Here is an 11,390-nt window from a genome sequence, read left to right as displayed (position 1 = left end):
CTTTTGAAGAAAATTTAGCCATAAAAAATGCACCTCCAATTGTTAATTATGTGTCTAACAATTGGGGTGCACTTCAATTTCTCTAGTCTTTTTTTATTAATAAGTTTTGGATTTGTTTGTTATAATTACCTTAAATTGTAACACAGGGAGAGGTATGATGAATCAAAAAGATAAAGAAAGAAAAGAGCAAGTGGCTCATATGATTGACATTCCAGATGAATATAGGCTTGTTGTAGATGATCAAGAAGGTGTGGATGACCCATATCATCTAGTATGGTGGGAGCATAAAGAGGATGAGGAGAGAACGATACAAATTACGTTGAATAGACATACTGGTAATTTAATTGAATTTAGTATAGATGATGAAATTTATTTTTCGAGTGGTAAGGAAGCGATAGATGAGAATAAAGCAAGAGAGATTGCAAATGCATTCTTAAAAAAATATACAAAAGAAGGATATGAGTTTTATACATATATAACGGTTAAGGATGACAGGCGTGGGTGGAAAGAAGTAAATTATATGCAAGAAGTGAATGGCTACCCATTACCGAATGCAGGGTGTGTTGTGCGAGTTCATCCTTCAGGCAATGTTGTACATTTTCGTTATAATGGACAAAAAGCTATTGAGAAAAAACCGTTATGGCCAAGTGAAATTGTTGAGGAGAACGTCGTTTTAGAAAATCTGAAAGCTAGACAAGATATGAGACTTGTATTTGTAGATTTAACACATTCTTCATGTAAATATGAAAATGGTGAGGAAGTAAAAGGGTATCATCTTGTATATGAACCAGAACCTAGTCATGCGTTTATTGATGCAAGTACAGGTAAAGATTTGTTTGGAACAGATCATTATAAATTGCCTCTAACTGTAGCTGTTGAAAACCCGCAAAAAGGTATTCGACAAGATGATATATTCGATTTGTTTGATTGGGATAAAGAAAATTTTACAAAAGTTGCTGAGAAGGAAAATGATTATGAAATAAGGATGAAATTTGTTCCGAAAGAGGAATTACAGAAACAGAAAGAAGAAAAGAATCCATATTTAATGAATGAATTTTTTAAAAAGCATTTACCGATGTTAAAATATAATAATTTTGTTGGCATTATGATTGATAAATCTACCAATGAATTAACTGGTTTTATAAAACTGACAGACGATAATGAAGTAAAGCAAATACTGTCTAGAGAGGAATGCATACAAAAAGCACTTCAATTTTTGGAACAAGTTATTCCAGATGTCACACAATATCTACGTCTTTGGGAAGAACGTGAAGAAGCAGAAGATGGGATTGAAAGGTTTACCTTTTCCGTATATGTGAATGGTATTCCAGCAGAGTATAACCAATTTAGAGTCAATATCAATGCAGAAAATGGTGCTGTGATGCACTACTCCGGAGAGTCTAGCAAATTTATAAAAGAATTACTTACATATGAAACAACAATAAAAATAACAAAAGAAAAAGCGCTAGAAATATACAGAGGGGCCATGCGAGTGAATTTAGAATGGTTTTTAGAAAATGATGTAGAGGAAACGAACTACGTACTACTGTATAAACAAACAACGGATGAAAATCATAAAGAATCCTTCGATTGTAGTCGAGAAATTCGTTATATTGATGCGCATACTGGGGAGAAAATTTGGAGTGAATAAGGAAAAGGTCTTCGAGAGAAGACCTTTTTTTAGAAATAACGATTTATTCTTCGTATATATCGATTTTGTATAACCACTTTTGTACACTAGCAGGTGGTCCTTCTGTTCTCCACTTTGTTGTGCACATTCCACAGGAACAGTGAATTTTTCCTTTTGCAAAAATACCAGCTGTTTTAGGTGTATGTCCCCATGCATGTTTTACGATAATCATCTTTCGGCGCATCGTACGCTGACGTTGGTGCCTTGTATAAGCACGTGTTCTTTCAAATTTCATATTTGTATAATCCCTCCTTGTAGTACAAGTAGCTTGCAAGAGCGTACAAGGAGTTCATCTCTTACCAGCTACTTATGAACAAGAGGGTAATGAAATGTTTCATATTCTACTCTCCAATCTTTTGTTTAAGTATATGTAGCAAAGCTTTTTGAGACAAATATTATGCGTAAAAACATATTGGAATGATATCGTACAGACACAAACAACCTCACGCCCACATACACATAATAAAGACCACTATTTTGGCGGAGGTGAAAGGTTTGAGTCTATTCGCCGCAATTGGATATATGGTTCGAGAAGTGTTTGTCTTTGTTTCTTATGTGAAGAACAATGCGTTCCCGCAGCCGTTATCATCAGATGATGAGAGAAAGTACTTAGAGTTAATGGAGCAAGGTGATGCTCAAGCGAGAAATCTTTTAATTGAACATAATTTACGGCTTGTAGCTCATATCGTTAAAAAATTTGAAAACACAGGAGAAGATGCAGAAGATTTAATTTCAATTGGTACAATTGGGCTCATTAAAGCAATTGAGAGTTATTCAGCAGGGAAAGGAACAAAGCTTGCGACGTATGCAGCACGCTGTATTGAAAACGAAATTTTGATGCATTTACGTGTACTAAAGAAAACGAAAAAAGACGTTTCACTTCATGATCCGATCGGGCAAGATAAAGAGGGGAATGAAATATCGCTTATTGATATATTAAAATCTGAGTCTGAAGATGTAATTGATATGATTCAGCTTAGTATGGAGTTAGAAAAGATTAAAGAGTATATCGATATTTTAGACGAACGAGAGAAAGAAGTTATCGTAAAGCGCTTTGGACTTGGGCTTGATAAGGAGAAAACGCAGCGCGAGATTGCGAAGGCACTTGGTATTTCAAGGAGCTACGTATCAAGAATTGAAAAGCGTGCGTTAATGAAAATGTTCCATGAATTTGTAAGAGCAGAGAAAGAGAAAAAAGCGAAAGAATAATGTGCATTGCAAGCAGCCAAATTTTAAAATGGGCTGCTTTTCTTTTTGTAAATAAGGAAAGAAAACGAGTTGTATTAAGAAGAAATACATGTTCACTGTTGAAAATGACGGATTCTATCTGTAATATTAGAGGGTGCTAAACAATTTAAGAATAATACCATACTTAACTTAGTTTTCGATTTGCATAATGAACAGTTCTATATGATATGTGGGAATAAGAACCAGTTTTACATATGATATAGAAAGAAAATAAGGGAAAACTAAAGTTATAGACTGGTTAGGAGGTTTCGCAATTTGCGACGTACATTATATCGACTTATGATAGAACTTACAAATGGTCGCTTTACTTCTTATATATTACGTAAATTTGCACAATCTCGTTTGAGCTCCATCATAATTCCATCATATGCGAAAGTTTTTCAAATTAATCAAGATGAGATGGAAAAGGGTTTGAAGGAATATAGAACATTGCATGACTTATTTACGCGTAGGCTAAAAGAAGGAAAGCGTAGTATTGATACAGATACATCGAGTATCGTTAGCCCTGTTGATGGTGTTTTTGCTGACCACGGTCCTATTGAGGATACAAAAACATTTGATATTAAAGGTAAGCGTTATTCAATTGTGGATATGCTAGGTAATGAAGAACGTGCAAAGCGATATGCAGGCGGTACATACATGGTCATTTATTTGAGTCCAAGTCATTATCATCGCATTCATAGTCCACTTTCTGGGGCTGTGACTGAAAGATTTGTACTCGGTAGAAAATCATATCCGGTAAATGCAGCTGGTATGGAATACGGTAAAGAACCACTGTCAAAAAATTATCGTTCTGTTACAGAAGTGAATAGTGACGGCGAACATATGGCACTTGTAAAAGTAGGGGCTATGTTTGTTAATAGTATTGAGCTTTTGCATGAAAGAAGTACTGTTCAAAAAGGTGAAGAAATGGCATACTTTACATTTGGTTCAACAGTTGTATTATTGTTTGAAAAAGATATGATAGAAGTAGTGCAGAATTTGAAGAGCGGACAAGAACTTCGTCTCGGTGAAAAAATTGCTACTCGATTAACTCACAAGTAAAGAGAAGATTTTATAATCGTAAATAAGAGTTATGGACAAAGATGCTTAATGATGAAATCCCCCTAGATGGGAGTACTTGTTTATTCGAGAGCCATCGTAGGATGGCTCTTTTTACAGGTTATTAGTAATCTATATGTACTCAAGAAGATTTGGCAAGCTTGTCCTCTAATGAGCGTCTAATAATTTCTTGTTTTATAAGTAAAATGAAGTCGGGATTTAATTTTAGTTCTTTTGCTTTATAATAAGACTCAGTGAGTAACTCAGTAGATAACTGTTCCATATGTTTTGTTTTCAAGGTGAGTCACCTCCTAATAATATAAGGATTGATTCGTTGTTGCATTTAATGTACCAAAAAAATATGACAGTCACAAACAAGTGGTTATCCACATGCCACAGTGGATAAATTGTGTATAGATTGTTAGTAAATTCCAAATTGACTGAAAAATTAATGTGGAAAGTGTGTACAATTTTATCCACAGGTTGTATATCGAAAAATGTTGTCGAAAAATTTTATGAAAAATCCTCAAAGAGGTGAAAGAAATTGAAATTATTTTTACCAAATGAATATGTGAAAAATGTATATCATGTTCAACCAGAAGATTTGAAAAAACGTGGAATTAAAGGAGTTATTACTGATTTAGATAACACGTTAATTGAATGGGATCGTCCAAATGCAACGCCGCAACTTGAAGAGTGGTTTTTAAAAATGAAAGAGCAAGGCATTCAAGTAACGGTCGTTTCGAATAATAATGAGCAACGTGTGAAAGACTTTGCTGATCCATTAAATATTCCATTTATTCATAGTGCACGTAAACCATTTGTTCGTGCATTTAAGCGTGCGATACAAGAGATGCACCTGCAGCCGGATGAAGTTGTAGTAATTGGGGATCAGTTGCTTACAGATGTGCTTGGTGGAAATCGTGTAGGACTTCATACAATCTTAGTTGTGCCAGTAGCGCAAACTGATGGATTGGTGACTCGCTTTAATCGAAAAATTGAACGAAGAATTATGAAAAATATGAAGAAAAAAGGTTTAATTAACTGGGAGGAATAAAGTTTGACTGAAACAATTAAATGTATTGGTTGCGGTGTAGAAATTCAAACAGAAAATAAAAATGAAGTTGGGTATGCGCCTGCCTCATCTTTAGAAAAAGAGCAAGTGATTTGTCAACGCTGTTTTCGCTTGAAACATTACAATGAAATTCAAGATGTATCGCTAACAGATGATGACTTCCTACGCATTCTAAATGGAATTGGAAGGTCAGATGCATTAGTAGTCAAGATTGTAGATATTTTTGATTTTAATGGTAGCTGGTTACCTGGCTTACATCGTTTTGTAGGAAATAATAAAGTATTACTTGTAGGAAATAAGGTGGATTTAATTCCTAAGTCAGTAAAACATGATAAAGTAAAGCATTGGATGCGCTATAGTGCAAAGCAGTTAGGATTAAAGCCAGAGGATGTCTTTTTAATTAGTGCAGCGAAGGGACAAGGGATTGCTGAATTAGCGGATGCTATTGAGTATTATCGCGACGGCAAAGATGTTTACGTTGTTGGATGTACGAATGTAGGAAAATCTACATTTATTAATCGTATGATTAAAGAATTTAGTGATGAGACTGAAAATGTAATTACAACATCTCATTTCCCAGGAACAACACTTGACTTAATTGATATTCCATTAGACGAAGAATCTTCTTTATATGATACGCCAGGTATTATTAACCACCATCAAATGGCTCATTATGTTGGAAAGGAAAGCTTAAAGCTTATTACACCAACAAAAGAAATTAAGCCGATGGTATTCCAATTAAATGAGGAACAAACATTATTCTTTAGTGGATTGGCACGCTTTGATTATGTAAGTGGTGGTCGTCGTGCGTTTACTTGTCACTTCTCAAATCGTTTAACAATTCATCGTACAAAGCTTGAGAAAGCAGATGAATTGTATAAAAATCATGCCGGAGATTTACTAAGCCCGCCAACACCAGAAGAATTAGAAAATATGCCTGAGCTGGTGAAATACGAGTTTAATATTCGTGAACCGAAAACGGACGTTGTATTCTCTGGATTAGGATGGGTTACTGTAAACGAATCAGGAGCAAAAATTGTTGCTCACGTACCAAAAGGAGTAAGTGTTTCATTGCGTAAATCTTTAATTTAATATGGAGAGGGATTTATGAAACAATTATATGGTGTAATCGGAAATCCAATTGGACATTCATTATCGCCCGTTATGCATAACGATGCATTTGAACACTTGAATATGGATGCCCATTATCATGCGTTTCTTGTAGAAGAAGGGCTAGGGGAAGCAGTAAGAGGTTTAAAAGCGTTAGGTATTTCAGGATTTAATGTAACAACTCCGCACAAAGTTGCTATTATGGATTATTTGGATGAGATTGACCCACTAGCAAGGCAAATTGGTGCAGTAAATACAGTGGTTCATAAGGATGGAAAATTAATTGGCTACAATACAGATGGAATCGGTTTTGTCCGAGCCTTACAGTCAATTAGTAGTGAACCACTTCAAGAGAAACGTATTTTATTACTTGGCGCTGGTGGTGCTAGCCGAGCTATTTATTTTTCTCTTGCTGATGTAGGTGTGAAAGAAATTGATGTAGCAAATCGTACAGTCGATAAGGCGAAAGAACTTATTGCTGCATGTGCGGCTGATGTTCATTCTGTTGCTTTATCGTTAGAAAAAGCGACAGAAGAACAAGGGAATTATGATATTATCATTCAGACGACAACAAGAGGTATGCATCCGCATGTCGAACATACGCCATTACAAATTTGTTCGTTAAAAGAAGGAACAATTGTATCAGATATAATTTATAATCCATTTGAAACGAAAATTTTATGTGAGGCAAAAGAGCAAGGTGCAATCATTCAAAATGGTATTGATATGTTTGTTTATCAAGGGGCACTTGCATTTGAAATGTGGACAGGACGCGTGCCAAATATTGATAGAATGAAACAATTAGTAATGAGAAAGCTTGGAGGCTAATTATATGTTAACAGGAAAACAAAAAAGATTTTTACGTGCACAGGCACATCATTTAACACCAATTTTTCAGGTTGGAAAAGGCGGCGTAAATGAAAATATGGTGAAACAAATTGGAGAAGCATTAGAGGTTCGTGAATTATTTAAAGTGAGCGTGCTACAAAATTGTGAATTCGATCGTCGTGAAGTTGCAGAAGAACTTGCACAAGGTGCACGTGCTGAAATCGTTCAAGTAATTGGAAGCACAATTGTTTTATATAAAGAATCAAGAGAAAATAAACAAATTAAGCTTCCTCGATAAAAAGATTAGCATGCGGTACTTTTATTGCTAGTGCTTAATGATGTAGAGAGCGAAACCAATTGAACTTTTATTAACAGTGAACTCTCTTCGAATTGATAGGAAGAGAGTTGCTGTATGTAAAAGGAAGGGGCGTTTCTTTTGAGAAAAATTGGCATCATTGGCGGTACATTTGATCCGCCTCATTATGGGCATTTGCTAATTGCAAATGAAGTATATCACGCTTTGGACTTGGAAGAAGTATGGTTCCTGCCAAATCAAATTCCGCCACATAAACAAGGGCGGAATATTACAAGTGTAGAAAGTCGTTTAAAGATGTTAGAGCTTGCGACTGAGGAAGAAGCATACTTTTCAATTTGTTTAGAAGAGCTAAACAGAGAAGGCCCATCTTATACGTATGACACTATGTTACAATTAACGGAAAAGTATCCGGATGTGCAGTTCCACTTTATTATTGGTGGAGATATGGTTGAGTATTTGCCAAAGTGGTATAACATTGAAAAGTTACTTACACTTGTAACTTTCGTTGGAGTTACGAGACCAGGTTATACATTGCATACGCCTTATAATATTGTAAAAGTGGAAATTCCAGAGTTTGCAGTTTCTTCTTCTTTGTTACGTGAGAGGTATATGGAGAAGAAAACGTGCAAATATTTACTTCCGGAAAAAGTACAGGTATATATCGAGAGGAATGGGTTGTATGAATCGTGAGGAAGCACTTCATATTGTGAAACAACAAATGCATGAAAAGCGTTATGTACACACAATAGGTGTAATGGAAACAGCGATTGAACTGGCTCGTTTATATGATGTAGATGAGAAAAAGGCAGAAACAGCTGCTATCTTTCATGATTATGCAAAATGTAGAGCGATTTCAGAAATGGAAGAGATTATTAAGAGGGAAGGTTTGCCGAAGGATCTACTTCACTATAACAAAGAGTTATGGCATGCACCTGTTGGGGCATACTTAGTAGAAAAAGAAGTAGGCATTACGGATCCTGAAATTTTGCAAGCTATTACATACCATACAAGTGGTCATGAGAAAATGACGATGTTAGATAAAGTGATTTATGTAGCAGATTACATTGAGCCGGGGCGTAAGTTTCCTGGTGTAGAAGAAGCGAGAAAACTCGCATATAAAGATATAAATCAAGCGTTACTGTTTGCTTTAAAGCGAACAATTCAATTTTTAATGGAAAAAGATCAAACGATTTATCCATTAACATTCCAAACATACAATGCAGTTATCAAGGAGGAAATTATTAAATGAAAGATAAAGATTTATTAGTATTAGCAGCAAAAGCAGCTGATGATAAGAGAGCAGAAGATATGGTTGTACTAAATATGCAAGGGATTTCACCAATTGCAGACTATTTCATTATTTGTCACGGAAACTCTGATAAACAGGTGCAAGCAATTGCGCGTGAAATTAAAGCGAAGGCGCATGAATTCGAAATTAATGTACAACGTATGGAAGGTTTTGATGAGGCTCGTTGGGTATTAGTAGACCTTGGTGATGTGGTTGCTCATGTATTCCATAAAGATGAGCGTGATCACTACAATTTAGAGCGTCTATGGGGCGATGTACCACGTGAAGATATTACTGAAGAGTTAGATCAATGAAATACGAACAATTTGCATTACTGTATGACGAACTGATGAATGATGTCCCGTATGATAAATGGGTAGAGTTCACAGAGGAAAGTTTGCAGCATGCGGGCATGAAAGAGGCAAAAATTCTTGATGTAGCATGTGGAACTGGTAACGTAACACTACCGCTTATGCGAAAAGGTTATGATTTAACTGGTGTCGATCTTTCAGAAGAAATGTTAACTGTCGCACAGCAGAAATTAGGAGGAGAAGGTTATTTTCTTCCTTTTTACCAACAAGATATGAGAGAACTTGATGTTCCTGGTGAATTTGATTGTGTAACAATCTTTTGTGATTCGTTAAACTATGTATTGCAAGAAGATGGAGTGCAAGAAACGTTTAGAAGAGTCTTCCATCATTTACGTCAAGATGGCTTGTTTTTATTCGACGTACACTCTTTATATAAAATACATCACGTATTTCAAAATGAAACATATACAGTGAATGGCGAGGAAATATCACTTATTTGGAACTGTTTCCCTGGAGAAGAATCCAATAGTGTGGAACATGATTTGACATTCTTTGTACAAGATCCAGAAGAAGATGTATATCATCGTTTTGATGAATGTCACGTGCAACGAGCATATTCGGTTGAAGAATTAACGAAATGGCTTGAAGAGGCTGGATTTACAGTGCTTCGCGTCACAGGAGACTTTGAACGAATTGAAGTGACAGAACAAACAGAGCGCATCTTTTTTATGGCGAAGAAGAATGGATAAAACAAAAGCAACCGATAAGGTTGCTTTTGTTTTTTTAGAAAAGATTTGATTTTATTTCTAGAATATTAAAAAGATGATACATGTAAAGTACAAAAATGCTAGTTTTAGTGAAAATGTAGCATAAAAAAGATACGTATTAATAAAAAGGATTTGGAATGGCGATGGCGTATTTATTATGTGTGTTTATTGAATTGCTGATCAACGCATTTTAAATCTTCATCAAACTTCTCGTGTGTCCGTTCGATTAATTTATGAAACATATCTCCAACATGTTCTTCTAAAACTAGAATACCTTCTCCTGTAACGCCGCCTTTGACACATACCTTTTCTTGTAAGGTAGGTAATGTGAAAATCTCTTTTTCAAGTAATTTCCCCATTCCAACGACCATTTCACTTACTAAAGTAGTAGCTTCTTCATGTGTAATATTTGTTTTATCTACAGCAGCGTTAATGAAACATTGTAATAAATAACTAAAGAATGCAGGGCCGCAGCTTGCTATATCAGATGAAACGCGCGTTATATCTTCTTCTATTACAAGTGGAGTAGAAATTTTTTTGAATAGCCGAAGTAGTTTTTGTTGCCACTCTTCAGAGCATTTACTTCCAAATGTAAATAATGATGCGCCAGATAGGGCGCGGTTTGTAATGCTCGGAATGATACGTGCGACGTGGCAAGGTACAAGTGTCTCTAATTGTGATGGAGATATTGGACTTGTGATAGAAACTAAGCACTTTTCATCAGAAAAATATTCAGCATATTTTTGTAGGATAGGGTATATATCTTTCGGTTTAACGCAAATAAAAATAAGTTGTGATTGTTCGAGTACTTCTGGGATTGTTTTGGCTATATGAATAGAAGGGTATTTTTCCTTTATATGATATGCTTTGGCAGGCGTCCGATTAATGATTGTAAGGCACGAAGGTTTGACAGCACGGGTCTCTAAAAATGCATCGATTAGTATATTCCCCATGTTTCCTGTCCCTATAATTCCTATGTTCAATGTTTCATCCCTCCTTCGTAACAGCTTTCTCCTAAACAATATGAATGATGTTATAAATTTATGATTAGAGGTGTAAAATGATGTGGGATTTTCCGAAAAAATGGTTGGGGTTAGTAGCTATTATTGTAACTGTACTTTTTCTTTTTTTCTGGAAAACAAACCAGCATACAGAGCGATCGGTCATTGCAACGGATGTTCAGGCGAAAGATGTAGAGAAAAAAAGTAAACCGAAAATATTAGATGCAAAGGAACAGAAAAAAATACTAATTGATATGAAAGGGGCCGTTGTTAAAGAGGGGGTGTATGAAATGAAAGAAGGGGATCGGTTCAAGGATGCCGTTGAAAAGGCGGGTGGTTTTTTGCCCGAGGCAGATATAAAGAAGGTGAATTTAGCACAAATTGTACAAGACCAAATGATTCTTTATGTACCCAATAAAAATGAGCAAGTGCAAGATGTGGCTACCTCTTCAAAGGGGGAAGGGAAAGTTCAAATAAATGCAGCTTCTAAAGAGCAACTTGAAAAAATCACAGGCATTGGCTCTCGAAAAGCGGAAAGTATTTTGAAATATCGAGAGGAACATGGTCCGTTTCAGAAAATAGAAGATTTATTAGAGATTGATGGGATTGGTGTGAAGTCTTTGGAAAAAATAAAAGATCAAATTATTATTCCGTAAAAGATTGACGAAGTTTTTCTTCATTCGCTACACTACAAGTAGACAAAAAAGAAGGTGAA

At 35.5% G+C, this 11,390-nt stretch carries 15 protein-coding genes; 12 read left to right on the top strand and 3 right to left on the bottom strand.

Annotation, left to right across the window (positions count from 1 at the left end; all coding sequences use genetic code 11):
• Window positions 1-154: 154 nt before the first annotated feature.
• Complete coding sequence (locus G9F74_RS23290) at window positions 155-1,651, top strand: YcdB/YcdC domain-containing protein (RefSeq protein WP_131202455.1); 1,497 nt, start codon at window positions 155-157, stop codon at window positions 1,649-1,651.
• Window positions 1,652-1,694: 43 nt separating this feature from the next.
• Here G9F74_RS23290 and G9F74_RS23285 read toward each other — a convergent pair whose 3' ends face one another.
• Window positions 1,695-1,925: a hypothetical protein gene (locus G9F74_RS23285; RefSeq protein ID WP_000667452.1), complete on the bottom strand. Its 231-nt coding sequence runs from the start codon at window positions 1,923-1,925 to the stop codon at window positions 1,695-1,697.
• 260 nt (window positions 1,926-2,185) lie between these two features.
• On the opposite strand from G9F74_RS23285, the gene sigK reads away from it, so the two are divergent.
• Entirely contained in the window at window positions 2,186-2,899 is a 714-nt protein-coding gene (sigK, locus tag G9F74_RS23280; protein ID WP_000051382.1) for an RNA polymerase sporulation sigma factor SigK, read from the top strand.
• Between the two features lie 294 nt (window positions 2,900-3,193).
• Window positions 3,194-3,982, top strand: a complete 789-nt coding sequence (locus G9F74_RS23275) for a phosphatidylserine decarboxylase (protein ID WP_001254986.1) — start codon at window positions 3,194-3,196, stop codon at window positions 3,980-3,982.
• Between the two features lie 139 nt (window positions 3,983-4,121).
• Here G9F74_RS23275 and sda read toward each other — a convergent pair whose 3' ends face one another.
• Window positions 4,122-4,277, bottom strand: coding sequence for a sporulation histidine kinase inhibitor Sda (gene sda / locus G9F74_RS23270; RefSeq protein ID WP_000850093.1), 156 nt, complete (start codon window positions 4,275-4,277; stop codon window positions 4,122-4,124).
• A gap of 246 nt (window positions 4,278-4,523) precedes the next feature.
• On the opposite strand from sda, the gene G9F74_RS23265 reads away from it, so the two are divergent.
• The 8 genes from G9F74_RS23265 (at window position 4,524) to G9F74_RS23230 (ending at window position 9,656) form a co-directional block, all read left to right on the top strand.
• Entirely contained in the window at window positions 4,524-5,036 is a 513-nt protein-coding gene (locus tag G9F74_RS23265) for a YqeG family HAD IIIA-type phosphatase (RefSeq protein WP_000765312.1), read from the top strand.
• 3 nt (window positions 5,037-5,039) lie between these two features.
• Window positions 5,040-6,146, top strand: coding sequence for a ribosome biogenesis GTPase YqeH (gene yqeH, locus G9F74_RS23260; protein ID WP_000140804.1), 1,107 nt, complete (start codon window positions 5,040-5,042; stop codon window positions 6,144-6,146).
• Window positions 6,147-6,161: 15 nt separating this feature from the next.
• The gene (aroE, locus tag G9F74_RS23255) at window positions 6,162-6,992 is read left to right on the top strand and encodes a shikimate dehydrogenase (protein WP_000812081.1); all 831 of its coding nucleotides are present in this window, start codon (window positions 6,162-6,164) and stop codon (window positions 6,990-6,992) included.
• Between the two features lie 4 nt (window positions 6,993-6,996).
• Window positions 6,997-7,290 carry a ribosome assembly RNA-binding protein YhbY gene (yhbY, locus tag G9F74_RS23250; protein ID WP_000955228.1) on the top strand — a complete coding sequence of 98 codons (294 nt, stop codon included), beginning with the start codon at window positions 6,997-6,999 and terminating at the stop codon, window positions 7,288-7,290.
• A gap of 138 nt (window positions 7,291-7,428) precedes the next feature.
• Complete coding sequence (locus G9F74_RS23245; RefSeq protein ID WP_001226034.1) at window positions 7,429-7,998, top strand: nicotinate-nucleotide adenylyltransferase; 570 nt, start codon at window positions 7,429-7,431, stop codon at window positions 7,996-7,998.
• A complete protein-coding gene (gene yqeK, locus G9F74_RS23240; protein ID WP_001078252.1) occupies window positions 7,988-8,557 on the top strand; it encodes a bis(5'-nucleosyl)-tetraphosphatase (symmetrical) YqeK in 570 nt (189 codons plus the stop codon). Before G9F74_RS23245 ends, yqeK begins: the two co-directional genes overlap by 11 nt.
• The gene (rsfS, locus tag G9F74_RS23235) at window positions 8,554-8,910 is read left to right on the top strand and encodes a ribosome silencing factor (RefSeq protein WP_000653199.1); all 357 of its coding nucleotides are present in this window, start codon (window positions 8,554-8,556) and stop codon (window positions 8,908-8,910) included. Before yqeK ends, rsfS begins: the two co-directional genes overlap by 4 nt.
• On the top strand, window positions 8,907-9,656 hold the full coding sequence (locus G9F74_RS23230) for a class I SAM-dependent methyltransferase (RefSeq protein WP_000873061.1): 750 nt from the start codon (window positions 8,907-8,909) through the stop codon (window positions 9,654-9,656). The genes rsfS and G9F74_RS23230 overlap by 4 nt, the downstream gene beginning before the upstream one ends.
• 173 nt (window positions 9,657-9,829) lie before the next feature.
• On the opposite strand, the gene comER is transcribed toward G9F74_RS23230, so the two are convergent.
• Window positions 9,830-10,657, bottom strand: a complete 828-nt coding sequence (gene comER, locus G9F74_RS23225) for a late competence protein ComER (protein ID WP_001020545.1) — start codon at window positions 10,655-10,657, stop codon at window positions 9,830-9,832.
• 77 nt (window positions 10,658-10,734) lie between these two features.
• Between comER and G9F74_RS23220 the strand changes: the two genes are divergently transcribed.
• Window positions 10,735-11,331 carry a helix-hairpin-helix domain-containing protein gene (locus G9F74_RS23220; RefSeq protein ID WP_000989943.1) on the top strand — a complete coding sequence of 199 codons (597 nt, stop codon included), beginning with the start codon at window positions 10,735-10,737 and terminating at the stop codon, window positions 11,329-11,331.
• Window positions 11,332-11,390 lie beyond the last annotated feature (59 nt).

Source organism: Bacillus sp. EKM202B, assembly GCF_011066025.1.
GTDB classification, from domain to species: domain Bacteria; phylum Bacillota; class Bacilli; order Bacillales; family Bacillaceae_G; genus Bacillus_A; species Bacillus_A toyonensis.
This window is presented reverse-complemented; position numbering and strand designations above follow the sequence as displayed.

Bases quoted from the DNA above. Each gene is read 5' to 3' on its own strand.
- G9F74_RS23290 (WP_131202455.1), top strand. From the start codon at position 155: ATGATGAATCAAAAAGATAAAGAAAGAAAAGAGCAAGTGGCTCATATG.
- G9F74_RS23285 (WP_000667452.1), bottom strand. From the start codon at position 1,925: ATGAAATTTGAAAGAACACGTGCTTATACAAGGCACCAACGTCAGCGT.
- aroE (WP_000812081.1), top strand. From the start codon at position 6,162: ATGAAACAATTATATGGTGTAATCGGAAATCCAATTGGACATTCATTA.
- yhbY (WP_000955228.1), top strand. From the start codon at position 6,997: ATGTTAACAGGAAAACAAAAAAGATTTTTACGTGCACAGGCACATCAT.
- yqeK (WP_001078252.1), top strand. From the start codon at position 7,988: ATGAATCGTGAGGAAGCACTTCATATTGTGAAACAACAAATGCATGAA.
- rsfS (WP_000653199.1), top strand. From the start codon at position 8,554: ATGAAAGATAAAGATTTATTAGTATTAGCAGCAAAAGCAGCTGATGAT.
- G9F74_RS23230 (WP_000873061.1), top strand. From the start codon at position 8,907: ATGAAATACGAACAATTTGCATTACTGTATGACGAACTGATGAATGAT.
- G9F74_RS23220 (WP_000989943.1), top strand. From the start codon at position 10,735: ATGATGTGGGATTTTCCGAAAAAATGGTTGGGGTTAGTAGCTATTATT.